This is a genomic window from Sporomusa rhizae (assembly GCF_041428845.1).
GTDB lineage: Bacteria > Bacillota > Negativicutes > Sporomusales > Sporomusaceae > Sporomusa > Sporomusa rhizae.
This window is the reverse complement of record NZ_CP156925.1, coordinates 2,515,247-2,538,654: the sequence shown is the minus strand read 5'-3', so window position 1 is coordinate 2,538,654 and position 23,408 is coordinate 2,515,247. Positions and strand designations below refer to the sequence as shown.

Sequence of the window (23,408 nt, the reverse complement as noted above, 5' to 3'; positions counted from 1 at the left end):
GTTAATCCCTCAAAATCATATTTGCTAATTTTGCAGAGCTAGCCAACTCTATATCATCTGGAACGCTTTGTCCAGTAGTAATATACGATAACGCTGTGGGAAAGTGGTATAACAAGTTGAAGACTGTTCCCAAATTGCTGGCTTCATCAACTTTTGTAAATAAAAACTTTTGCGGAGAACAAACCATAAATTTGTTTACTATCTCCAACGCATCCTTGTATTTCGTCGTAGTACTTAGAACAAGATGTATCTCAATCTCAGAATCGACTGCTAAAAGTTCCTGAAGTTCAGCTAGTTGATCCTGATTACTAGGACTTCGTCCTGCAGTATCGATCAAAACTAAATGCTTGTCGTTATGACGATAAAGAGCCGCCTTTAGTTCATCCGGAGAATATACTATATCAATAGGCACACCAATTATATCCCCATAAATTCTTAGCTGTTCAACTGCTGCGATACGGTAAGTATCAGCAGTAATTAAAGCTACTTTATACCCTTCTTTTAATGCAAAGTTCGCAGCCAATTTGGCAATGGTTGTTGTTTTACCGACACCAGTCGGCCCAATTAAGGCAACAGTCTTGCGTCTTGACGGCGAAATTTTAATCCCATCAACCTTTTTTAAATAATTAATTATGCGATCAGCTAAGAGTTTGCGAACTATACTTTCATCGCTACCGGCAATTGTTTTTTCAGCAGGTAGTCCTTTAATAAGATTAGCTGCAATAACTGGATCAATATCATTTTTAATTAATAAATCCATGAGAGGAGATGACTGTTCATCATTTTTGGGAATTTGACATAATATTTGTTCCATCGTTTTCCGCATATTAGACATTTCAAACTGCAACGCAGTCATTTTAGTAGCATCAGTATTTATAGCGGAAGAATTAATTTGGTGCTTATTTTGTGAAATAGAAGCAGTTGCAGAATCTACAGCAGCCATAACCTCTACCATGTCTTTGCCAAAAAAGCCGAGGAATCCGCCTTTTTTAAAACGGCGGGTATGCAAGATAACAGCATCACGCCCTAAGTCTTGCTTAACTTGTGCCATAGCTTCAGCCATATTTTGTGCTTTAAACAATTTAACTTTCAAACTAAATCTTCACCATCCCTAGTGCTTGCACTTCAATTTTGGAATCCAATTCGGCATAAGACAAAACTGTCAAGTTTGGTGCAACTCGTTCTGTTAACTTGCGGAAATACAATCTTGCCCCTGGACTTGTAAGCACTATTGGCTGATAACCCATGTTGGTAAGCTTCGGCAATTCATTTGTGAGACAATTAATTACCGACTGCACTGTTTGCGGATCTAATGCCACATACGAACCTTGTTCTGTGCGCTGCACAGAATTAATAATTGTATTTTCTAATTCCGGATCAACAGTGAGACAAGTTAAACTATTATTATTGACAAATTGACGCGATATTTGTCGAGCTAATGCATGGCGGACATATTCAGTTAGAATCTCAGTGTCTTTTGTTAATTGCGCATAATCAGCTAGTGTTTCAAAAATTGTTACTAAATCTCGAATAGAAATTTTCTCCCGCAACAAATTACCTAATACTTTTTGAATTTCGCCTAAACCGAGAAGATTTGGCGTTAACTCATCGACAACTGCAGCATTGCTTTGCTTGACTGATTCAACCAATGTTTGAACCTCTTGACGTCCCAAAATTTCCGCAGCATGAGATTTTATAATCTCAGTTAAATGTGTAGCCAATACGGATACTGGATCAACAACTGTATACCCCGATAGTTCGGCTTGTTCGCGATAAGATTCCTGAATCCAAAGAGCAGGAAGTCCAAATGCTGGTTCGACAGTTTCAATTCCAGGTACCGGCTCAAATGCCGCGCCAGAATCCATTGCTAAAAAATGGTCAAGCATTAGCTCTCCCCGAGCAATTTCAATACCTTTTAGCTTTATTACATAAATATTCGGTTTTAGTTGAATGTTATCACGTATCCGGATTGTCGGAACGATAAGACCAAGTTCCAACGCACACTGGCGGCGGATCATAACCACACGGTCTAAAAGATCGCCACCTTGACTTACATCAACAAGAGGAATAAGACTATAGCCAATTTCGAGTTCCATTGGATCGACCTGTAATAAAGAAACAATGTTCTCCGGCTTGCGTACTTCTTCTTTTTCTTTTTCCTCTTGCTGCGACATTTCCATTTGCACTTCTGAACGTTGTGTTCTAATCAGTGCATAACCAATGCCGCCAGTAATTAAGCTCATTGAGAAGAATGGGATACCAGGTAGACCAGGAATTAATCCCAACAATGCTAATACACCGCTTGCAATAAAGAATACACGCGGATTATTAATGATTTGATTTGCCAAATCGGTGCCTAAATTAGACTCGGAAGCGGCGCGTGTTACAACGATACCAGTAGCGGTAGAAATCAATAATGCTGGTATTTGGTTAACTAACCCCTCACCCACAGTTAGCAGTGTATAGGTTTGTAAAGCCTGTAAAACATCTAAATTACGCTGCAGCATCCCAATAACAAAGCCACCGACGATATTAATTACGATAATTATAATAGCAGCAATCGCATCGCCTTTAACAAATTTACTCGCACCATCCATAGCGCCATAAAAATCTGCTTCGCGCTGAATGTTCTTTCGGCGGTCGCGAGCTTCTTTATCAGTTATGAGCCCAGCATTGAGGTCAGCATCAATACTCATCTGTTTGCCTGGCATTGCATCTAAAGTAAACCGTGCTGCTACTTCAGCAACACGTTCAGCACCTTTGGTAATTACAATAAATTGAATAATAATCAAGATAACAAAGACAATAAAACCAACTACCGCATTACCACCAACTACAAAATTACCAAATGCAGCAATAACTTCGCCAGCATGACCATCTAGCAAAATAAGCCGAGTTGATGACACGTTAAGCGCTAAACGAAATAACGTAGTTATTAAGAGTAGCGATGGAAATACCGAAAAATCTAATGGCTCAATATTATAGATAGCAACCATTACAATAACTAAAGCCAATGTTATATTAAGCGTCAATAGTAAATCAAGAAGCATTGTTGGCAGCGGTATAATCATCATTACGACAATCGTAATAATCGCTACCGCTATCATAACGTCACTATATTTTGTTAACCTAGTAAGCACTGCAGATTGTTGAGCAGCCATTTATAAATCGCTCCTTCATTAGGACAAGCGTTTTTTCAAACGGTATACGTAAGCTAATACTTCTGCTACCGCTTGATATAACTCCGGTGGGACGACGTCACCAATTTCTACTATCGGGTATAACGCACGTGCCAGCGGTTTATTTTCTACAACAGCCACCCTATTTTCTCTTGCCACTTGTTTGATACGTTCAGCTACAAGGTCTTGCCCTTTAGCTAGAACCACAGGTGCCGCCATATTTTTTTCATATTTTAAAGCAATTGCTAAGTGAGTAGGGTTGGTTACTACAACATCGGCTTTAGGAATTTCTTGCATCATTCGCCTCATAGCAATCGCCCTTTGTTTTTCCTTGATTTTACTCTTAATTTGCGGATTACCCTCAGTTTGTTTAAATTCTTCTTTGACTTCTTGTTTAGACATTTTTAAACTTTGGTTATGTTGCCACCACTGATAAAAGTAATCAAAGGCAGCTAAAACCATCATAACGGCAATGATTTGAAAAGCCAAATCAATAACTAAAGATCCGGCAAGCTTAAGGGAGTCTATTAACTCCATCTTAATAAACCTAGGAATATCATCTGTTTTTATAACAGCAAATCGATAGATGAAATAGCCTATAATAGATACCTTAAAAAGGGCCTTAAAAAGTTCAACAAGTGAACGTTTAGAAAATAGTCGTTGAAATCCTGACAACGGATTAATCTTATTAAAATCCGGCATCAAAATTTCAGTTGAAAACATAAATCCTACTTGCATATAATTTACAGCCATTGATATTATCATAATCACTAAGAGAATTGGCAATATAGTTTTTAATAAAACTATAATTACGTTTAAAAATAATAGTTGCACAGAATTAATAGTAAAATCTGTTGTATATATACTAGAAAAAATACCTATCATATAACGGGATAACTCATCATATATGCTGACACCTAACAATTTTAGCGAGTAGAAAGAAGCCATTATCACGAATACCGAACTAATTTCAGTACTTTTGGCAACCTGGCCTTTTTTCTTGGCTTCTTCTTTGCGTTTGGGAGTTGCTTCCTCGGTTTTTTCGCCATTAAACAACTGCAAATCAAAAGTATTTAACTTATACTTACTATCATTATTTTGGCGCAAAGCTTTCAAGGAGGCGGTACATGTTATGAAAAATATCATTAAAAATTACCTCCAGAAAAACTATATAAAATGGCAAAGCCAAAGATAGTACAAAAATGCCGACAATGATCTTGCCCGGCACACCAACAACAAAAATATTCATTTGCGGCATGGTTCGGGCTAAAATACCTAATGCAACATCAGTAAGAAGTAACGCCACTAATATGGGCAAACTAATTTTAAGAGCGATAACAAAAATGGAAGCTACCATATCTACTACAATATAGGCCGCCATTTCCGGCCTAAATATGCCCTGCGTTACAGGAATGGTTTTAAAACTATAAACTATTGCTGATAAAAAAAGATGGTGACTATTGCTAGCAAAAAAAACCAGCATGGCCAAAATATATTTGAAATTACCAACAAGCGGAACCTGCTGGCCAAACTGAGGATCCAAGACATTCACAATTCCAAACCCAATTTGTGTATCTAATAATGAGCCAGCCATCTGTATTCCATAAAAAATAAATGAGCAAGCGTAGCCCATAATCAGACCGATTAAAAATTCGCCAATTACTACGGCACCGTACGCTAGTATCGATTCTGGAATAATAATATCATTATGAAACAGTAAAGGTAGCAAAATAAAAGAAATTAATAAGGACAACCCCGCTTTGACTATTAAAGGAACATTGCGGGAACCAAATACAGGCGCCACAGAAAATATTCCACTTATTCGTACAAAGATTAACAAAAAAAATCCTAACTGGCTTTGTAGCAAAGTAAACAAATCCAAATTGCTTACCACCTATCTATTATAAAGAAAACATGGCTTGCGCCGAGCCTTTATCAACTAACGTAAGTCATATTGCAGTATCCTGTCTCTAAAAAATATACTATATGTAGGGTAAATCGCTTTGCTATTCCAGTTACCGTATCATATTAGGCAAACTCATAAAAAGATTTCTAGTGTAATCCACAATTAAACTTAACATCCATGGACCAAAAACAAGTATAGCAACAAAAACAGCAATTATTTTAGGAATAAACGCAAGAGACTGTTCTTGTATTTGCGTAGTCGCTTGAAAGATACTTACCATAATACCAACAATCAAACCAAGAATCAGCATAGGGGCCGACACCAGCATAACCATGGCTAAAGCATCACGACCAATCTGGATAGCCATATCTCCTGACATAAAAGCCCCCCTTAACTAAAGGTGCTGACTAATGAACGAACAATTAAATGCCATCCATCCACCAGTATAAATAGTAGAATTTTAAATGGTAAAGAAATCATTACCGGCGGCACCATCATCATTCCCATAGCCATAAGGGTACTGGCCACCACCATATCAATTACAATAAAAGGAATATAAATCAAAAACCCAATCTGAAAAGCGGTCTTAAGTTCACTAATAATAAATGACGGAATTAAAACAGATGTGGGAACATCTTCCGGTGAATTAGGGCGCGGCATTTCAGATAAATTCACAAATAAAGCCAAATCGTTTTCGCGGGTTTGCTTAAACATAAACTCGCGCAGGGGTTTCATTGCAGCAGATAATGCAGTTTCCTGATCCATCGTGCCCGCAATCATTGGTTGCAAAGCAGTTGCATTTACCTGATCAATGTACGGAGACATTGTGTAAAAAGTTAAAAACAAAGCAAGTCCAACTAAAATCTGATTCGGAGGCATCTGTTGAGTACCTAAAGCACTTCGTAAAAATGAGAGTACTACGATAATCCTCGTAAAAGATGTCATCATAATTAAAATAGACGGTGCCAGCGAAAGCACCGTTAAAGTTAACAGAACTTGCAAGCTAAGCGCAACATCTTTGGGGTTATTTGCTTGTTCTACTCCAATATTTACATTCGGAATAGGAATTAGCGGAGCTGCTTCAGCAGTTGCCGAAAAAAACAGTATGACCGTAGTTAAAATTAAAACATGGTATTGCCATGTTTTTAAATTTTTCATCCATCGTGACACTCTATTTACCTCTTCCTACTATCGTTCTGAAACTCCTTCTCGCGTATTTCGGGAGTGTCTAAACCGAAAACAAGGGGAAAGTTATTTTGCATATTCTTCAGCGAGACAATCTGACGTTGAAAAATATTACTAAACGGTTCAGGTGATACAGAAGCATCATTCATAGATTTAAGTTGCTCAATCTCGGATAGAGAGGTGATTTCGCTGAGCAACGTTATATTCTGTTCGGTAACTCCCAACACTAGAAACTTTCCTGCTATCTCAACAACATAAATAGCACGATTAGGCCCCAAAGGCAAAGTAGTGTATATTTTGCTGTTGGGGTTTTCTCTGATCCCTGTCATTTTTTTTGCCAAAAATCGAGAGGTAAGATAAGCCAATCCCAGAACAACTGCAAAGGTTATTAATAGCGATATAATGTAACTAGTAGTTGAAAGCCAAGATGACGTCGTCGGTTGAGGTTCTTGATATTTTAAGTATTCACCTGCTTCCGCCGCTGCCAACCCTTGGCCTGTGACTAGTACTAAAACCAGAATCAGTAAAATACTGCCTTTAAAGCGAACATAATTAAACATTTATTAGATAGTCCCGTCTAGCCAACAGCTTTGCGGACAGCTTCAAGAACCCGGTCAGGCTGGAAAGGCTTAACAATAAAATCTCTTGCCCCTGATTGAATTGCTTCAATAACCATAGCCTGCTGACCCATAGCACTACACATAATGATTTTAGCATTAGGATCAATTTTCTTGATCTCCTTAACGGCAGTAATTCCATCCATTTCCGGCATAGTAATATCCATAGTCGTTAAATCCGGTTTAAGTTCCTGATATTTTTCCAGAGCTTTAAGACCGTTTTCAGCTTCTCCAACTACATCGTAGCCGTTTTTGGACAAAATATCTTTAACCATCATTCTCATAAAAGCGGCATCATCTACAACTAGAACTTTAATGGCCATATAACTTATCTCTCCTATCTCAAATAAAATTTAGAATTATTACTGTAGGTTATTAGCACGTTCCAAAGGACTAATTATATCGGTAATCCTCACACCAAAGTTTTCATCAATAACTACAACCTCTCCTTTAGCGATGAGCTTACCATTAGCTAGAATATCCACAGGTTCACCAGCCAGTTTATCCAATTCAACAACAGAACCTGGTGTCAACTCTAGAATATCGCGAATTAATTTGCGAGTACGTCCTAATTCTACAGTTATCTGTAGCGGAACATCCATAATTAGGCCAATATTTGTATCTGCACCAGGTATACCTGCCGGCTTTAAAGGTGCAAACTGAACAGGTTGCACAGCAACATTCTGCGCAGACTGCGGTTTCGGTGCAGGTTGAGCATAAGTTGTAGTAGATGTCGAAGTTGCTGATTTAGGAGATGCAACTGGCGGAGGTGGTGCTTGTGAAGCTTGCTGCTGAACAGCATTCATCAAATTTTCTACCATTTCCTTAGCAACATTCAGGGGTAGTATTTGCATAAGTTCACTATCAATTAGATCTTCTACTTCCATGCGGAAGGATACCCGTACTAAAGGCTCATCACCAGGAACCACATTGGTGATATCAGTATCTACAGCAAAATCTAATAAGTTTACTTTTGGCGGCGCGATATCTACTTTTTTCTTGAAAATTGTAGATATTGATGTAGCTGTTGATCCCATCATCTGATTCATAGATTCACTAACAGCACTCATATACAGTTCATTTAATTCAGACGGAGGATTAGTACCATCCCCACCCATCATCAAATCAGCAATGATTAAAGCATCTTGTTCACGTATCGCTAAAATATTTGTTCCTAAGAGTCCCTGGGTATATCCAACTTCAATCACCAAGTAGGGTAAAGGATATTGCCGTTTTATTTCGTTTAAAGTGGATATCGAAACCTTCGGGGTAGTAATTGATACTCGTCTGCCTAAAAGCACAGATAACGTAGTGGCAGCCGTACCCATTGATATATTACCGATTTCACCCAAAGCGTCTTTTTCAATATCTGACAAATCTTGCCCAGCTGGAGATGGGGAGGCCGCAACTGGTTCGCCTCTTAGTAAAGCGTCTATTTCTTCCTGGGACAGAAATCCGTCACTCATCATTATCATCTCCTTGGGAAATTACTTGAGTAATTTGTATCGCAGTTCTATGTCCAACCAGACCTGGTTTACACTTAAACTTTTCTCTGTTACCAACAAGTATGTTTAAGTCCTCTTCAGCTTTAGTTTCAAGTTGCAGCACATCGCCTACACCCAAATCCAATAGTTCATGGACAGTAACTGTGGCTCGCCCCAATTCAACGATAGCCGGAATCAGAGTTCTTTCCAGTTTACGTTGCAAAACATTCATAATTTCCGGCGAGGATTGCTTAGCTGCAGCGGAAGACACCCAAAAAGTTGTTGTTAATTTAGACATTATAGGTTCAAGCACTAAATAAGGTATACAAATATTCATTAGTCCTTCAGCCTGACCTATTTTTGCTTGAAGTGTAATAAGTACCACCATATCATTTGGGGGAACAATTTGGGTAAATTGAGGATTGGTTTCCAATGCCTCCATCCGTGGTTCAATTGCTACTACTTGTTTCCATGCTTCTTGCATACTCTCTAAAGCTTTATTAATTACTCGGCGGATAATAGTTTCTTCGATATCAGTTAAGGATCGTGCCTTAGCCGGCGGTAATCCCGGCCCACCAAACAATCTGTCAATGATTGCCAAAACAATATTAGGATTTATCTCTAATATTGCGTTCCCTTTGAGTGGCTTCATTTGGAAAATACTAATAACACTGGGGTTTGGCATTGACCGGATAAATTCTTCATAGGTAAGTTGGTCAACAGAAGCAACATCAATATGAATAAGCGTCCGAAGATGCGCCGATAGGTAAGTATTAATCAGGCGCGCAAAGTTTTCGTGCAACATATAAATTGTGCGAATTTGATCTTTTGAAAATTTGTCAGGACGTTTGAAATCATAGATTTTAATCTTGCGCTGTTTCTCTTCTGTTTTTATCTCTTCAGCAGTAACGACACCAGTAGACAAAGCGGATAGTAAGTCGTCGATTTCCGTTTGTGATAAAACATCAGACCCTGCCAATCCTCCCCCTCCTTTCACCCCAAAAGAATTTAAATAACAAGTTAGTTATCATATTATACTATTTTTTCCCGCTAATTTACTGAAGAACAAAATTAGTTATGTAGATGTCGTAAACGCGTTCTTCACCAAGAATTTTATTAATTTCGTTCTTCAATAATTCCTTAAGTTGATCTTGCTTGCTAGGATCAAAATCTTCAATTTTTTGCGATCTTAAAACGTAAACTGCAGTATCCAATATCTTTATTTCCTCGGGTGACATCGTTTTTCCTTCTTTTTGGGTTTTATTATCATTTTTTAATTCGACAATCAAACCAATTTTAAGATATCGACCGCTGTTTACACCACCAATATTGAGGACAAGTCCATCTTTAGGATCGCCAAGTTTAATGAATTGGCCTGGCTCGTGTGTTGAAGCTCTTTTTTCAACTGTTTTATCAGAAACAACCCTGGTAGCAATTAAGTACGAAATACCACCGGCTAAAATTAAGCCCAGCACTATTAAAATGATAATTACCATCATCGACATTTTCTTGGGTTTTTCCTCTTCAGCCACTGGTGCACCTCCTTATAATTATTTTGTTATAATTAATTGCATGCTAACGCAGACATTAATAATTATCTCATGTTTCTAAACAAAGCTCTGCGATAATCCATTACTTTTCTTACAATCTCATCCATAGACTCTTCTACAATTAATTTTTTACCACTTGTTAAAGTAATAACAGTATCCGGCGTCTCTTCGATCGTTTCGATCAATTCGGCATTAACTACAAAATCACGATCTTGGGATTTAAGTTTTGTAACCTTTATCACGCTAATTCACCCCTTAAGTCGTTATAAAATGTATAGCAAGCGGGAGGCTGCCCCTCCCGCTGCCCCTTTCTCTAATTACCGCTTAAGATTAGCTAACTGCTCCAGCATTTCGTCTGTTGTTGTAATAATTTTAGAGTTAGCTTGGAAACCTCTTTGAGTAATAATCATGTTACTAAACTCTTGCGCTAAATCGACGTTGGACATTTCCAAAGTACCACCAGAAAAAGTACCGCGTCCGCCTGTACCACTTTCACCAACATCAGGCAAGCCTGAGTTATTTGATGCTGAGTACATATTTGAGCCGTTTTTCATTAATCCGGCGGGGTTATTAAATACTGCTAACGCAACCCTTGCTAAATCCTTGGTTTTACCATTAGTAAAGGAGCCAACAATAGTCCCTGACGAATTAATAGAAACGCCATTAAGAGTTCCGTCACTCCAACCATCTTGCCCTGTTGCTTTGGCGGTCGACTCGCTTCCAAACTGTTGCATCGTAGCGAAATCAAGCTTAACCGTAAATGGGCCGGCACCTGAGTACGGACCACCTGCCGGATCAATCGTTATGCTATTAGTTATCGTATTTAATGAATCATATGCACCGTTTGCATCGAATTTGATTGTTGACGGGGTACCAGTTACATTAGCAACCGTATTACCATTTTTGTCAACGATTTTCCCGGAAGGGGTAAATGTCCATGTATTATCGGCAGTCTTCATGAAATTGCCGCTCAAATTATATGGGTTTCCTTGCGAATCATACACAGAAACCTGCATGGGAACATTCGATGATTCATCATACGCTGCTTTAACTGCTGCTGCCGCTTTTTCCGCATTATCTTTTGCAGTTGCAGCAGCTAAAGCTGCCGCCTGTTGGGTCGCTACTGCACCCTGTTGAGTTGTTATTGCTCCTGTCACTACTGCGTCCGCTGCAATCTTAGCTCCATCAGCAGTATTTGCTGCTGTTTGAGCTGTTGTTTGAGCTGTACCTATTCCGTAGCCCTCAGCAGTATTTGCTGCTGTTTGAGCAACATTTGCAGTTGGACCATCTGTCGGATTTGCTACTGCTGCATCAGCAGCAGTTTTCAAGGCACCCACGAGTGTTTTAAGTTGATTTGCAACAGTTGCAGTATCAGTTGTGGAAAGCATAGCAGCAGCATTTGCTTTTGCTACTGCCGTAGCTGCAGCAGTTTGAAGAGCATTTGCATTGGCGAGGTTTGGAGTTCCAACCTGTGTGTTAGCAGCATTCACTGCAGCAGTTATAGCAGCTACTGCTAAATCTATAGCAGCTTTGGCATCGTCAGCAGCTTTTTTCGCCGCAGCCGCATTAGCCGCTGCCACATCGGCATTTGATTTGGCAGTGTTAGCCGCTGCCAAATCGGTATTTGCTGTTGCCAAATCAGCATCGGCTTTTGCTTTAGCAGTATCTGCCAATGTTTTCGCATTGTCAGCTGCCGTCCTTTCGGCGGCCGTCCCCGTTTTAGTCGCACTTGCTGATAAGTTTTTACCAAAAGTTATTGAGCTTGTCTTTTGCGCCTTCATCATACTTCCAACAGGAATCTGAATGGTGGTTGGATCTGCATTAGTCTTAATGACTCCCGTTCCATCCGGCATCCAGCCCATTACCTTTAAACCAGTCCCAGGAACCAAATAGTTGCCGTCAACATCAAAATCAAAATTACCGGCTCTAGTATAAAACCGTTGATTACCATTCGCTAAGATAAAAAACCCATCGTCCTGGATGGACAAGTCTGTCTGTTTACCGGTAGTCTGATAACTGCCAGGAGTAAAAAGAGTATCAATGCTGGCAATACCCACACCCAGACCGACTTGCATAGGATTTGTACCGCCGCGATTTCCTTGTGGCTGTGAGGCTCCCTGCATGGTTTGACTTAAAATATCTTGAAAGTTAACTCTACTTGCTTTAAATCCGGTGGTATTAACGTTGGCAATATTATTGCCGATAACATCCATACGAGTCTGATGGTTTCTAAGACCGGATACTCCGGCAAACAATGAACGCATCATAGTTACACACGACCTCCTAATTTCTGTTCAGTAACATCGTGGCTGCGTCTGTCAATCAGCAGCCTGTTGGGCTTCCTCAAGAGGTCCAGCCCTTAAATAATTACCGCACTGTCAATGTTAGTAAATACATTGTCTTTAATACTGGCGCCGTCCATGGCCGTTATAACAGTCTTATTTTTTACACTGACAACAAAGGCCAGACTGTCATTCATCAGGATGAGAGACTCTTTAGCGCCTTTTTGCGCCGCCTTTTCCACTGCCTGACTAAGTTTATTCAATTGAGTACTGTCGAGTTGGATTTTACGGCTGGTTAATCGTTGCAATGCATGTTGAGAAAACTTGACCCCTGCGATTTCCTGTTCCAGAATTTGATTAAAACTGGTTCCGGCAGGTGGCTGATTTGTCACTGCCCCTGCTGGCTGCTTAGTTGACGATACTGGCGCTATCTGCGGCAAAGGCTGATATTGCGGATAAATACGGTTATCAGACATCGTTAGGCTCCCGTGGAACTACTCTTGACGCTTGTAACTTCACGCAACCCTACAGTGTTATCGCCAATGACCAGTTTTGGTACCCCGTCGACTAGTTTTACGGCATTCACTACGCCAAAAATCTCTTTATCGTCCTTCATCCAGCCTACTGTTTTGCCGATTAGCGCGCTAGCCTGAGTCATCTGCCCGGTAGTATTATCTACAGGAATATCTGTTACTCCTTTTATATCATTCAATGGTACAGTAACGCTGTCGCCAATGTTCAGTTGAACTTCTCCGTCGACCAGTTGTACGGAAGATACCACACCATAGGCTGGCTGCCCTTTCTGCATCCAACTTACAACTTTACCAATCATACTGCTAGCCTGGCTCATCTGAATCGAGGTGTTCATATTTTGCATCTGCTCCAGACTGGAAAATTGCGCCATTTGCGCGATAAAATCTTTATCTTCCATAGGATTCATTGGATCCTGATATCTAAGCTGAGTGATAAGCAGTTTTAAAAAATCATTTTTACCAAGAGTATCATTTTTTTTGGTAGTAGTTTTGGTTTTATTCTGAGTATTGTCTGTTGACGAAGTTTGGGTATTATTGTTGACTGCAGTTGTATCAGCCATTAATGCACCTCCCCTTTCTAAATACGGTAATCCACACCCGTTTCTGAATTACCAGTTAACTTTTCTGTACTCATTTCATCATCAATTGCCTCAACGAAATCCTTACCTGCTTTTTTATTAGTAAACTTAATAATTTGCTGGCGAGAACTTCTATCTTGATCATGATTAGGTAAGAACTGACTCAACCCAGCATAGACACTGACATTATCCACTTTAAGACCGCTGTTAGACATATCTTGTTTTAGCTGAGGTAAAGAAGCCTCTATAATGTTACGTACTTCGGAATTGTTAGAATGAAAACTAGCATTTACTGCACCATTTTCAATAACTACTCTAAGAGTAAGCTCACCAAGATGCTCCGGCTTAAGTTTGATAATCATTTCGGTATTTTGCGGCTTAGTAATTAATCTTGTTTGTTCGACTATCTGCTTAGCAACTTCATGAACATCAGCAGGCAGGTTTGGTTGTTGAACTTCAGCAGTATTAGCTACACTTGGTGTATTATTAGATGTAACCGGTGCAACGTCGAGCCCTTGAATCATGTGTCCGGGAAATGCTTCATTGTTGACACTGGCTATTTTCTGCAACTTGGCTTCCTTTAACAAAGCCGCTTCGAACAAATTCTCCTTATGGCCCCCGCCAGTAGAATCTTTTTTCGTCTCTCTAGCAAGCGCACCTGGTACAACAGATTGGTTGGATATTGCCGACTCTGCTTTCCCTTCAGCCTCACCCTGCACTTCGACAGATTGTGTACTTTGTTTCGTGCTCCCAACTGGTTTCGCAACCGTTTCTACTAGAGTCTGATTGGCATCAGTAGTTAAAATACCGTTGGCTGCCGCCGCTTCATTCGACTTCATATCACTTTTTTGAACTATCGGCAAGGAATTCGCAGGTACCGGTTGTTCCTGACCAGTCTGGTTGGGAGTAGTTTCATTGTTAGGCATAGATTCAGAAGTCAATTTGTCTTGTTCTGGCAGTACAGGTAAAATACTTTTATACTGGGAATCTTTTTCCACTGAAGCACCTATTGGCGAAATTGCTTGCTCTGCCGGTGTCATATTTTCGCTAGCTGTTGTTTCTTGCAGCAATGGCATCACCTGCAGAACCAAAGCGCCAGCGTTAATATTTGCCGTCAAATCCATATTTGGTTGATTCAAACTATTGTCTTCAGGTTTTACAGCCTCGGGCGAAGGGTTATCCGGTGTTACTGGAAGAACCACATCGTTAGCAGAACTGATACTGTTTTTACCGTAACCTAAAGGCATATTAGGCAAGGCAGGTTTGGTCTGTTCCTGATCATCAATAGTTTGTTTAGCAGCTTGCTTCGAAACAGCATTACTTAAGGTATCGCTAAAGTTATTTTTCTGTTCGTTTTTCGGCTTATTGTAACTTGGTGCTGGCGTCGTTTGTGGAGAAGCCGAATTTTTCGTCGACAATAAATTAAGCGCCAAATTCATTTTTTCACCTCCTTTCAACAAGCTATTATGCTATAGGCTGGGTTGTTGAACCCGGCCTTTCAACATATCGGAAGTTATACGAGCTGCGCGTTTAGACTCAAACATGGATAAAATTTTTGAAACTTGCTCTTCCTCCATTTTGCCAAAAATAGCAATTATTGTAGGATCATCAAGTTCTTTCATTATCGATACAGCCGCTTCCGGCTTCATTCCTCCATATAGCCTGGCTAGCTTAGAAACACGCTTAGCTTCTTGCTGTTGTTGGAGTTTAGCCTGCTTTTCCAGATCTTCCTTAGTAATCACAGTAGGGGTATCTGACTGCGGCATCGACATTAGTTGTTGCTGCTGTATAGGAGATTGCTGTGCCGGCATCTGCTGTGTAAGAGGCAGTTCTGGAACAGTGCTGCCATCTTCCTCTAGTTCTACCGGCTCAAAATTGGTTTTAGGCATAAACCGACCAACTACCGGATTCTGCGACAAGTTCATATCATTGGCAATTTTCTCTACGTTAATTAATTTTAAATAAATGCCTGCAGCAAAACCTATGGCAACTAGAATACATAATATTAAGCCTATGGCTATTACTTTGAACGCTAAACCAAACTTAGATTTCGGTACCTCCGGTACGGGTGGCGGTACAACAGGTGATCGTTTTGAATTGGCAGTAGAAGTTTTAGGTTTTTCAGCCATAATTAGTTATAGACTCCTCTACTTAGCCAGTGATAGCACCCTGGCTACATAGTTACGTGTTTCGCTATAGGGGGGAACCCCATTATAGTTCTTGACTGCTTGCGGCCCTGCGTTATAAGCGGCTACAGCTTTAGTAACATCCCCGCCAAACGTTGTTAACATTTGCTTAAGGTAATGAACACCACCATCAATATTTTCACGGGCATCATTAATATTATGAACCCCTAACGAGCGGGCTGTCTCTGGCATCAATTGCATTACTCCGACTGCACCAACCGGTGAGACAGCGTCTTGAGACAAGCCTGACTCGACTTCGGCCACAGCCATGGCCAACTTAGGATCGACACCATATTTAGCAGCAGCTAAGTGAATCATCTTCTGAATGTCGCCGCCCTGGACAACCCCCGAAACACTCGTAGTTTTTTCATTTGTTTGTTGACTAGTAGCTGCTGAAAGCGCAGTTGCAAAATTATCATTGGCGTGTCCTGAAGGAGCGACTGGCACAAAACGCCGCTCTATTTCTTCAATTCTCTGCTTAACTTGATTAACACCCTGTAACACTTTTACACACTCTCCCTGTCACGCATGTAGGCCTGCGTTCCAAGCTCATCAAGAATTTTTTGTTCTTCATGCAATAATTCATCGTTATATTGCTCTAAACGCTTTGTTCGCAAATTATCAACAAGTTTTCTTTGTTTCATTGCGTCTTCCATTACAACAAGACATTCTTGACGGTATGCCGCTGCCTTAGCCACTTCTTCCTGTTGAGCAGTAATATCGCTCTTTATTTTATCGATATAATAACTATAGGTCTTAAGAGTTTCTATTGTTGGAGAATTTGTTTGCTTTTGATTTAAAAGCAGAAAGATATCTGCCTGTTTTTTTCGCAAGTCCTTTAGTATGTCCTGTTCTTTACGTAACTTAATGTTAGCTTCGGCTAACTTAATTTGAGCTTCTTCTTCGCGCATTTTGCGAAATTTTAGCAGCGTTTCAAGGCGAAACCGAAATTTTTTCATGGTCTACCACCTTTAACCGCTTTAAGCAACAAGCGTTTTTAAACGCTCAATAGTTTCTGTCATTGGCGTATTTTCATCTACCTCTTGCTGAAGAAAATTCTTTATCTCGCTGATAGCAGCAATTGCCTGGTCAATAGTAGGATTACTGCCGTGAGCATAGGCACCAATATTAATTAAATCCTCAGCCTCACGATAGGTAGCAAGCAAGGTTCGCAATCGTTGTGCGCATTGAATATGCTCCTTATCAGCAATTTCAGTCATTACCCGGCTTACACTGGCTAAAACATCAATGGCCGGATAATGATTTTGTGCAGCTAGGCTCCGCGTCAAAACAACATGACCATCTAATATACTGCGGACGGCATCAGCGATAGGTTCATTCATATCATCGCCATCAACGAGTACCGTATAAATCCCCGTTATCGAACCACGGTCGCCTGTCCCGGAACGTTCCAGCAATTTAGGCAACAAGGCAAATACCGAAGGGGTATACCCACGGGTTGCCGGAGGTTCTCCAACTGTTAACCCGATCTCGCGTTGCGCCATGGCAAATCGAGTAACAGAGTCCATCATGAACATGACATCCATGCCTTGGTCGCGGAAGTACTCTGCAATAGCAGTAGCCGTCATAGCGCCCTTAAGTCTTACCAGCGCAGGCTGGTCGGAAGTTGCAACCACTACAACAGATCGTTTTAGCCCTTCTTCTCCCAAATCGCGCTCAATAAATTCCCGGACTTCACGCCCGCGTTCACCTATAAGGGCAATCACACTAATATCTGCCTCAGTATTTCGGGCTATCATTCCTAACAAAGTACTTTTTCCTACGCCGCTACCGGCCATAATTCCTACACGTTGTCCACGTCCAAGAGTTAACAGACTGTCGATAGCACGAACGCCCACACCAAGTTCTTCCGAAATTCGCCGCCGTGTTAATGGTGGCGGCGGTGTTGCAGTAAGCGGATATTGCGTATTGCTAATCAACGGTCCTTTTCCATCAATCGGATTGCCAAGACCGTCCAATACACGCCCTAAAAGCTGCCGTCCCACACTTACCTTAAGCGTCCTATGAGCCGACACTACTTCACAGCCTGGCCCAATCCCCTGCAATTCACCGATTGGCATTAATAAAACTCGATTTTCACGGAACCCTACAACTTCGGCGGGAATTGGTTCGCCTAGGTTACGTGGATGAATATAGCACAATTCTCCTAAGTTTACATGAGGCCCCTGGGATTCAATTACTAAGCCAATGATTTGTGTAATCCTGCCATTTAGCTTCATAGTATCTGTATTATAAATAGCGGAAAGATAGTTGGTAGGATCAAATACCTTACTCATGGCAAAACTTCCCTAATAGCTTTATAGACTAACTCCAGTTTTGTATCCAATCTTGCATCTACTGTCCCCAAAGCGGTATCGATAACACAGCTGCCAACAGATATAATATGATCAGCAGTTATAGTAATAGCATTTTCCCGGCCAACCATCAGTTGAAGATCTCGCCTGGCTAAAAGAACCATTTCATAATCTTCAGGATTTACTCTTATTACAATTTGATCCTGGTCGCGGACTTTTGCCAACGCTTCTTTAACGATCGGCAGTATGGTTGTTGGATTTTCTTCAATCTCTCTGGCCAACACCCTGCTAACTATGGCAAGAGCAATTTCAACTATTTGGTGTTCGGCATCATTAATCATTTGACTAGCTTCTAGTTCAGCTGACTTTATCATCCGTTCTGCCTTTTCGAGCGATTGTTTCATTGCTTGTTGCATCTCTGCTAACGCCGTTTGGTTACCCTGTTCAAAGCCTTCCTGAAAGCCTTGATTAAGTCCGTCCTCACAGCCTTTGCTATAAGCCTCGTCATAAGCCTGCTTCGCCATTTCTTGTGATTTTTTTTCAGCTTCCGTCATGCATTGCGCTGCCGCCGACTGGGCATTGGCAATAATAGTTTCTGCCTCGGCCCGTATGGCCTCCAGATCTATTTCTGGAACCTGGACCTTCGGTTCAGGTTCATGCACATGCACTGGCTCGGGTACTGGCATAGGTTTAGGTTTGATAACAACCACGGCATTTCTTTCAAACAATACACTCTTTATAATCTTAGACAATTATTTCGTCTCCTTTACCACGCGAAACAACAATTTCGCCGGACTCTTCGAGACGACGGATATTATTTACAATTTTTTGTTGTGATTCTTCTACATCCCTGATGCGTACCGGACCCATATACTCAATTTCTTCTTTGAGCATTTCAGCAGCACGTTTTGAAATGTTTTTATAAATTTTATTGGCCACTTCACCGGAAGTTGCTTTAAGCGCTAAAGCCAGGTCTTTATTATCAATTTCTCTAAGTACAAGTTGGAGCGATCTGTCGTCGAGAAGAACAATATCTTCAAAGACAAACATGCGTTTCTTAATTTCTTCCGCTAATTCAGGATTTTGTACTTCCATATTTTCAATTATGGTTCGTTCGGTAGTACGGTCAACACGGTTAAGGATTTCAACAATGGAATCAACACCACCGGCAGCGGTGAAATCTTGCGTAACCAGAGAGGAAAGTTTTCGTTCAAGTATTCTTTCAACATCTCTGATAACGTCAGGTGAAGTACGATCCATTGTTGCGATCCTTCGCGCAACGTCAACTTGCCGTTCAGGCGGTAAAGACGAAACAATCGCGGCCGATTGTTCCGGCTGAAGATACGCCATGATTAAAGCAATTGTTTGCGGATGCTCATTCTGTATAAAGTTAAGCAACTGACTTGGGTCGGTTTTACGGGCAAAATCGAAAGGACGAATTTGCAAGCTAGTGGTTAAACGGTTAATTATTGATACTGCTTTTTCCGATCCCAAAGCCTTTTCTAATACTTCACGGGCATAGTCTAAACCACCATTAGAGATATACTCTTTGGCTAAGCACATTTGATGAAATTCCGCCAACACTTTATCTTTTTGTTCTTGAGATAGTTTACGTTGATTGGCAATTTCCAGCGTCAATTTTTCAATTTCATCTTCACGCATGTGTTTCAATACTTGGGCTGAGATGTCAGGCCCTAAAGCAATTAACAAAATTGCCGCTTTTTGCTTGCCTGTCAATTCATTTGACTGGTACATAGCCCCGACACCTCCATCATTCTTCTTCTAACCATACTTTAAGGACTTGTGCTACATCTTCAGGACGCGACTTGGCAAATTTTTCGATTGAATTGCGCTGCTCTGTACGTTCTTTTTCTTGGGCACTTAATTCTTCTTTAGCAGCCGCCTCTTCTTCCTCAGCCTCTAGAGGCTGAGGCTCAAGAGCAAGAGCCTCCAGCGCCTCTTCTTCTTCACGCTTAAGAGCCCGCTTCCGATAGAAGTAATAAAGAATTGCCAAGATAACAAGAACAACAAGTCCGACTTTGAGCATCATTAACTGCTGCTGTTGCTTAGCATTATCTTCTTCTTCTTTTCGCTGCTTATCAGCAAAATCTGTATTAAACTGAATATTTTCGACGGCAATAGTGTCACCACGTACCGGATTAATACCAATTGCAGATGCTACGGTTTTTGTAAGACTTGCTTGCTGTGCCTTGGGAAGAGAAGCGTCAACAAGTACCGCTACGGTTACCCGCTTAATCGACCCCGGTGTACTAATAACTTTCTCTTTTGTTTCATTTATCTCATAATTTCGGATTGAGTCTTTCTTTTCGTAATTCGATTGCGTATTGTTATTAGCAACATATCCAGGAATATTAGATGTTGTTCCCGGAACACCCCCTGGAGCATTAGCAGAATTTCCTTGATAGCTTTCGTTCGTATCTTGAGAACTGCGAACAATGCCTTTATCATCAACCACAGGTTCAAAAACTTGACGATCTAAAGTTCGTTGGTCAAAATTAAGTTCAACATTAACCCTAGCAGCAGCTTTGCCTGGACCAAGTGTCTGATCAAGCAAAGATTGAACATTTTTCTGTAAATCTTCCTGAACCTTTTTGGTCATTTCGAACTGAGTAAGTGCAACAGAACCTGCCATAGGTGGTGTTTCTGACTGATCATTTAACACTCTGGCGAAACTGTCTACAACGGTAATGTTTTCCGGTTTCAATCCTTGTACACTATGAGCCACAAGGTTGACAATCCCTTTTACTTGTTGCTGTGATAATTCAGTTTGAGGTTTCAATTTAAGCATAATGGAAGCGGTTGCCGGCTTCTCTGTTTTCTTATAGAGACTATCCTCTGATAATACTATATGAACACGGGCTTTTTCTACTTCTCCCATTTGTTCAATAGTTCGTGCTAATTCACCCTGGATAGCCTGGAGGAGTTGAACCTTATTTTGAAACTCCGTTGTCCCAAACTTATTTTGGTCAAAAATTTCAAACCCTTTGTTTCCTCTCGGCAAGCCCTGACTGGCTAGCTCCAGTCTTAGTTTATGTACATCCTTAGACGGGACTAATATGACAGTACCGTTACTGCCAGTTTGAACTTCATAGGCAACCTTCATTTCTTTTAATTTTGCAGTAACTTTACCTGCGTCTTCGGCTTCGAGTGTAGTAAACAAAGGTACATTGTCCGGCCTGCTACCCCACCAATAACTCCATGATAAAATAGCAATAAAAATAAATGCAGCTACACCAGCAATTATGTACTTATGTTTATTATTCATATTTTGCCAAAGGCGCAGAGACTGTTCTTTCAAATCAGCCATGTCTCCACCCTTTCAGTTACGGAAAATCCTATACACCTAAAATAAATTATAATAGCACATAGTTGGCAACATCGAACGTTTCTAGTAAAGAACTTACACTTGCATTCTCATAACTTCCTGATATGCATCCACAACTTTATTGCGAACCTGCATCGTAAGTTGCAGCGCGATGGTAGCCTTTTCCGCAGCGATTGTTACTTCCGCAACATCTTCAACTTTACCTGCAGCTAGATTTAGCGAGGCTTTCTTAGATTCGTTCTGTAAGTTATTTACGTTATTTAACGCATCTTTTAAAAACTCGCCAAATGACTTTTCCGGTTTCTGAATACTGTCAGCTTGCTTTGTTTCAGGCAGCGTACCTTTGACAGGCATTAATTTTAGAGCTTCAACTCGCATTTTTTATGCCTCCTATTTTCCTATCTCTAGGGCTTTCAGTGCCATATTTTTGGCTGCGTTTACAGCTGCTACATTTGCCTCATATGCTCTAGAAGCTGTTATCATATCAACCATTTCACTTACAATGGTAACATTGGGCATTTCCACATATCCATCGCGATTGGCGTCAGGATGGTTTGGATCGTATACCAATTTTGAAGGAGCGTTATCTTTAATAATCCCGGTAACCCTAACTCCCTCTCCCGCATCATTCATTTGTTTAGACAGCATTTGACTAAAAGAAGCTTGGCCGGAGCGTGGTTCAAACACTACCATTTGACGCTTGTACGGACCGCCGTCAGCAGTACGGGTGGTATTTGCATTCGCTATATTATTAGATATGACATCCATACGAAGCCTCTCGGCTGTCATACCGGAACCGGCAGCATCAATAGCTCGAAATAATCCCATAATCAGCTTCTCCCTCCATTAATTGATGATTTTAAATTCGAAAAATATTTATTGATTTGTTGAGCAACCGCGTCATAATAAATTGAATTTTTCGCCAGACTCGCCATTTCAATATCGATATCAACGTTATTGTCATCACTTCGGAAAGAAGTAGTGTTAATGGTCTTGACAGTAGGCTCAATATCAATATCTTTTCCAATCGACTTTATCGGTAAATGCCGTGGATGAGTCCTGGCGATTGGTGTTTCTTTTTCATTCATAGCGGATTCTAACTGATCTTCAAAACTAACTTCACTTTTTTTGAATTTAGGTGTGTTTACATTAGCGATGTTATTGCTAATTACTTTATGACGAAGTGAGGCTGCGCTCAACGCTTTTTCTAAAATAGAAACCTGAGTTGACTTTAATAGTGAGTTTAGCACTTCGCTGGACCTCCTAATAATCTTTTAGTTACGCAATTACACAAATGTCATATAAGACATTTTAACCTTATGCATAGTTCTACAAAATAAACTAAAATCCTTTAAAATTATTTCATAAAAGGATACGGTTTTCTCGAACAAAAAATCCAGCTGCTTAGTAGTAGCAGCTGGATAATCTACAACCTTCACTTTACTTTTTAAGCTTTTTTAGTTCTTCCAACAAACGTTCATTAAGCACCTTTATGTATGTGCCTTTCATACCAAGAGACTTCGACTCGATTACGCCTGCGCTTTCAAATTTACGCAACGCATTAACAATTACTGAACGGGTTATACCTACACGATCTGCTATTTTACTAGCAACCAGCAGACCTTCATTTCCTTCAAGTTCACTCAGAATATGCATAACCGCCTCTAATTCCGAGTAAGATAATGTGCCTAAGGCTACTTGTACAGTAGCCTTTTTTCTGGCTTCTTCTTCAATTTTTTCGCTACGGTCACGCAGCATTTCCATGCCTACAACTGTTGCACCATATTCAGCTAAAATAAGATCATCGTCGACAAATTCAGCACTAAATTTTGCAACGATTAGCGTACCTATTCTTTCACCAACACCATGAATCGGAACGATAGTAGTATATTTATCATGGAACAAGCAAGAAGTACCTTCACTAAAAGTACATAACCCGCCTTCCAACCGAAGATTAGGAGATGTTTGGTCAATTTTTCTTAACCATTGAACATATCTCTCCGGAAATTGCCCCAATCTCAGTACTTTATCACGCATGAGATCGCATTCAAAATCATCCAGCAAAGCATAACCTAAAACAGTACCATCTTTACTAACAATATAAACATTCGCAGCCATAACAGTACTAAGCACTGTTGAAACTTCGCTATACTCAACCTTTTCTGATTTTTGGAGCAGTTTGTTAATTGCGCGCGTACGTTCTAACAATGATGACATCATATTCCCACCTTTCAAATTTTAAAGCAA

27 protein-coding genes are annotated in these 23,408 nt (G+C 40.4%); all 27 read right to left on the bottom strand.

The annotated features are described in order from the left end of the window. Window position 1: 1 nt before the first annotated feature. Window positions 2-1,093, bottom strand: coding sequence for a flagellar biosynthesis protein FlhF (flhF, locus tag SRRS_RS11770; RefSeq protein ID WP_371369006.1), 1,092 nt, complete (start codon window positions 1,091-1,093; stop codon window positions 2-4). Between the two features lies 1 nt (window position 1,094). After that, window positions 1,095-3,161, bottom strand: coding sequence for a flagellar biosynthesis protein FlhA (flhA, locus tag SRRS_RS11765; RefSeq protein WP_371369004.1), 2,067 nt, complete (start codon window positions 3,159-3,161; stop codon window positions 1,095-1,097). A gap of 18 nt (window positions 3,162-3,179) precedes the next feature. Further along, a complete protein-coding gene (flhB, locus tag SRRS_RS11760; RefSeq protein ID WP_371369002.1) occupies window positions 3,180-4,325 on the bottom strand; it encodes a flagellar biosynthesis protein FlhB in 1,146 nt (381 codons plus the stop codon). Beyond that, the gene (fliR, locus tag SRRS_RS11755) at window positions 4,273-5,061 is read right to left on the bottom strand and encodes a flagellar biosynthetic protein FliR (protein ID WP_371368999.1); all 789 of its coding nucleotides are present in this window, start codon (window positions 5,059-5,061) and stop codon (window positions 4,273-4,275) included. The genes flhB and fliR overlap by 53 nt, the downstream gene beginning before the upstream one ends. Before the next feature lie 133 nt (window positions 5,062-5,194). After that, the gene (fliQ, locus tag SRRS_RS11750; protein ID WP_371368997.1) at window positions 5,195-5,464 is read right to left on the bottom strand and encodes a flagellar biosynthesis protein FliQ; all 270 of its coding nucleotides are present in this window, start codon (window positions 5,462-5,464) and stop codon (window positions 5,195-5,197) included. An 11-nt stretch (window positions 5,465-5,475) separates the two neighbouring features. Further along, window positions 5,476-6,243 (bottom strand): flagellar type III secretion system pore protein FliP, encoded by a 768-nt coding sequence (gene fliP, locus SRRS_RS11745; protein ID WP_371368996.1) that lies wholly within the window; start codon window positions 6,241-6,243, stop codon window positions 5,476-5,478. A gap of 17 nt (window positions 6,244-6,260) precedes the next feature. Beyond that, entirely contained in the window at window positions 6,261-6,830 is a 570-nt protein-coding gene (gene fliO, locus SRRS_RS11740; RefSeq protein ID WP_371368994.1) for a flagellar biosynthetic protein FliO, read from the bottom strand. A 17-nt stretch (window positions 6,831-6,847) separates the two neighbouring features. Then, on the bottom strand, window positions 6,848-7,210 hold the full coding sequence (locus tag SRRS_RS11735) for a response regulator (protein WP_371368992.1): 363 nt from the start codon (window positions 7,208-7,210) through the stop codon (window positions 6,848-6,850). Between the two features lie 39 nt (window positions 7,211-7,249). Further along, window positions 7,250-8,353 carry a flagellar motor switch phosphatase FliY gene (fliY, locus tag SRRS_RS11730; protein WP_371369804.1) on the bottom strand — a complete coding sequence of 368 codons (1,104 nt, stop codon included), beginning with the start codon at window positions 8,351-8,353 and terminating at the stop codon, window positions 7,250-7,252. Continuing rightward, a complete protein-coding gene (fliM, locus tag SRRS_RS11725) occupies window positions 8,346-9,350 on the bottom strand; it encodes a flagellar motor switch protein FliM (RefSeq protein ID WP_371368991.1) in 1,005 nt (334 codons plus the stop codon). The genes fliY and fliM overlap by 8 nt, the downstream gene beginning before the upstream one ends. Before the next feature lie 76 nt (window positions 9,351-9,426). Then, window positions 9,427-9,903, bottom strand: a complete 477-nt coding sequence (fliL, locus tag SRRS_RS11720) for a flagellar basal body-associated protein FliL (protein WP_371368989.1) — start codon at window positions 9,901-9,903, stop codon at window positions 9,427-9,429. Window positions 9,904-9,965: 62 nt separating this feature from the next. Next, window positions 9,966-10,163, bottom strand: a complete 198-nt coding sequence (locus SRRS_RS11715; protein ID WP_371368987.1) for a flagellar FlbD family protein — start codon at window positions 10,161-10,163, stop codon at window positions 9,966-9,968. Window positions 10,164-10,238: 75 nt separating this feature from the next. Then, window positions 10,239-12,188, bottom strand: coding sequence for a flagellar hook protein FlgE (locus tag SRRS_RS11710; RefSeq protein WP_371368984.1), 1,950 nt, complete (start codon window positions 12,186-12,188; stop codon window positions 10,239-10,241). Window positions 12,189-12,280: 92 nt separating this feature from the next. Then, complete coding sequence (locus SRRS_RS11705; protein WP_371368982.1) at window positions 12,281-12,679, bottom strand: TIGR02530 family flagellar biosynthesis protein; 399 nt, start codon at window positions 12,677-12,679, stop codon at window positions 12,281-12,283. A gap of 2 nt (window positions 12,680-12,681) precedes the next feature. Further along, window positions 12,682-13,296 (bottom strand): flagellar hook capping FlgD N-terminal domain-containing protein, encoded by a 615-nt coding sequence (locus tag SRRS_RS11700; protein ID WP_371368980.1) that lies wholly within the window; start codon window positions 13,294-13,296, stop codon window positions 12,682-12,684. Between the two features lie 17 nt (window positions 13,297-13,313). Then, window positions 13,314-14,753: a flagellar hook-length control protein FliK gene (locus SRRS_RS11695; protein ID WP_371368979.1), complete on the bottom strand. Its 1,440-nt coding sequence runs from the start codon at window positions 14,751-14,753 to the stop codon at window positions 13,314-13,316. Between the two features lie 30 nt (window positions 14,754-14,783). Beyond that, the gene (locus tag SRRS_RS11690; RefSeq protein WP_371368977.1) at window positions 14,784-15,443 is read right to left on the bottom strand and encodes a MotE family protein; all 660 of its coding nucleotides are present in this window, start codon (window positions 15,441-15,443) and stop codon (window positions 14,784-14,786) included. An 18-nt stretch (window positions 15,444-15,461) separates the two neighbouring features. Then, entirely contained in the window at window positions 15,462-16,004 is a 543-nt protein-coding gene (locus SRRS_RS11685) for a lytic transglycosylase domain-containing protein (RefSeq protein WP_371368975.1), read from the bottom strand. 2 nt (window positions 16,005-16,006) lie between these two features. Beyond that, window positions 16,007-16,459 carry a flagellar export protein FliJ gene (gene fliJ / locus SRRS_RS11680; RefSeq protein WP_371368973.1) on the bottom strand — a complete coding sequence of 151 codons (453 nt, stop codon included), beginning with the start codon at window positions 16,457-16,459 and terminating at the stop codon, window positions 16,007-16,009. Window positions 16,460-16,480: 21 nt separating this feature from the next. Continuing rightward, complete coding sequence (gene fliI, locus SRRS_RS11675; protein ID WP_371368971.1) at window positions 16,481-17,797, bottom strand: flagellar protein export ATPase FliI; 1,317 nt, start codon at window positions 17,795-17,797, stop codon at window positions 16,481-16,483. Continuing rightward, window positions 17,794-18,567, bottom strand: a complete 774-nt coding sequence (locus SRRS_RS11670) for a FliH/SctL family protein (protein WP_371368970.1) — start codon at window positions 18,565-18,567, stop codon at window positions 17,794-17,796. Before SRRS_RS11670 ends, fliI begins: the two co-directional genes overlap by 4 nt. Then, complete coding sequence (gene fliG, locus SRRS_RS11665; RefSeq protein ID WP_371368968.1) at window positions 18,560-19,570, bottom strand: flagellar motor switch protein FliG; 1,011 nt, start codon at window positions 19,568-19,570, stop codon at window positions 18,560-18,562. The genes SRRS_RS11670 and fliG overlap by 8 nt, the downstream gene beginning before the upstream one ends. A gap of 16 nt (window positions 19,571-19,586) precedes the next feature. Continuing rightward, the gene (gene fliF / locus SRRS_RS11660) at window positions 19,587-21,143 is read right to left on the bottom strand and encodes a flagellar basal-body MS-ring/collar protein FliF (protein ID WP_371368967.1); all 1,557 of its coding nucleotides are present in this window, start codon (window positions 21,141-21,143) and stop codon (window positions 19,587-19,589) included. Window positions 21,144-21,236: 93 nt separating this feature from the next. Further along, window positions 21,237-21,539 (bottom strand): flagellar hook-basal body complex protein FliE, encoded by a 303-nt coding sequence (fliE, locus tag SRRS_RS11655; protein WP_371368965.1) that lies wholly within the window; start codon window positions 21,537-21,539, stop codon window positions 21,237-21,239. Window positions 21,540-21,551: 12 nt separating this feature from the next. Beyond that, window positions 21,552-21,989, bottom strand: coding sequence for a flagellar basal body rod protein FlgC (gene flgC, locus SRRS_RS11650; protein ID WP_371368963.1), 438 nt, complete (start codon window positions 21,987-21,989; stop codon window positions 21,552-21,554). Window positions 21,990-21,991: 2 nt separating this feature from the next. Beyond that, complete coding sequence (gene flgB / locus SRRS_RS11645) at window positions 21,992-22,411, bottom strand: flagellar basal body rod protein FlgB (protein WP_371368961.1); 420 nt, start codon at window positions 22,409-22,411, stop codon at window positions 21,992-21,994. Window positions 22,412-22,601: 190 nt separating this feature from the next. Then, window positions 22,602-23,378, bottom strand: a complete 777-nt coding sequence (gene codY / locus SRRS_RS11640; RefSeq protein WP_371369802.1) for a GTP-sensing pleiotropic transcriptional regulator CodY — start codon at window positions 23,376-23,378, stop codon at window positions 22,602-22,604. Window positions 23,379-23,408 lie beyond the last annotated feature (30 nt).

Coding starts and splice junctions, on each gene's coding strand:
- flhB (WP_371369002.1), bottom strand. CDS start 4,325: ATGATATTTTTCATAACATGTACCGCCTCCTTGAAAGCTTTGCGCCAA.
- fliI (WP_371368971.1), bottom strand. CDS start 17,797: ATGAGTAAGGTATTTGATCCTACCAACTATCTTTCCGCTATTTATAAT.
- SRRS_RS11700 (WP_371368980.1), bottom strand. CDS start 13,296: ATGGCTGATACAACTGCAGTCAACAATAATACCCAAACTTCGTCAACA.
- SRRS_RS11705 (WP_371368982.1), bottom strand. CDS start 12,679: ATGTCTGATAACCGTATTTATCCGCAATATCAGCCTTTGCCGCAGATA.
- fliY (WP_371369804.1), bottom strand. CDS start 8,353: ATGAGTGACGGATTTCTGTCCCAGGAAGAAATAGACGCTTTACTAAGA.
- fliF (WP_371368967.1), bottom strand. CDS start 21,143: ATGGCTGATTTGAAAGAACAGTCTCTGCGCCTTTGGCAAAATATGAAT.
- codY (WP_371369802.1), bottom strand. CDS start 23,378: ATGTCATCATTGTTAGAACGTACGCGCGCAATTAACAAACTGCTCCAA.
- flhA (WP_371369004.1), bottom strand. CDS start 3,161: ATGGCTGCTCAACAATCTGCAGTGCTTACTAGGTTAACAAAATATAGT.
- fliG (WP_371368968.1), bottom strand. CDS start 19,570: ATGTACCAGTCAAATGAATTGACAGGCAAGCAAAAAGCGGCAATTTTG.
- fliQ (WP_371368997.1), bottom strand. CDS start 5,464: ATGTCAGGAGATATGGCTATCCAGATTGGTCGTGATGCTTTAGCCATG.
- fliP (WP_371368996.1), bottom strand. CDS start 6,243: ATGAAAAATTTAAAAACATGGCAATACCATGTTTTAATTTTAACTACG.
- SRRS_RS11710 (WP_371368984.1), bottom strand. CDS start 12,188: ATGATGCGTTCATTGTTTGCCGGAGTATCCGGTCTTAGAAACCATCAG.
- SRRS_RS11735 (WP_371368992.1), bottom strand. CDS start 7,210: ATGGCCATTAAAGTTCTAGTTGTAGATGATGCCGCTTTTATGAGAATG.
- fliJ (WP_371368973.1), bottom strand. CDS start 16,459: ATGAAAAAATTTCGGTTTCGCCTTGAAACGCTGCTAAAATTTCGCAAA.
- SRRS_RS11695 (WP_371368979.1), bottom strand. CDS start 14,753: ATGAATTTGGCGCTTAATTTATTGTCGACGAAAAATTCGGCTTCTCCA.
- SRRS_RS11690 (WP_371368977.1), bottom strand. CDS start 15,443: ATGGCTGAAAAACCTAAAACTTCTACTGCCAATTCAAAACGATCACCT.
- fliO (WP_371368994.1), bottom strand. CDS start 6,830: ATGTTTAATTATGTTCGCTTTAAAGGCAGTATTTTACTGATTCTGGTT.
- fliE (WP_371368965.1), bottom strand. CDS start 21,539: ATGCGAGTTGAAGCTCTAAAATTAATGCCTGTCAAAGGTACGCTGCCT.
- flgC (WP_371368963.1), bottom strand. CDS start 21,989: ATGGGATTATTTCGAGCTATTGATGCTGCCGGTTCCGGTATGACAGCC.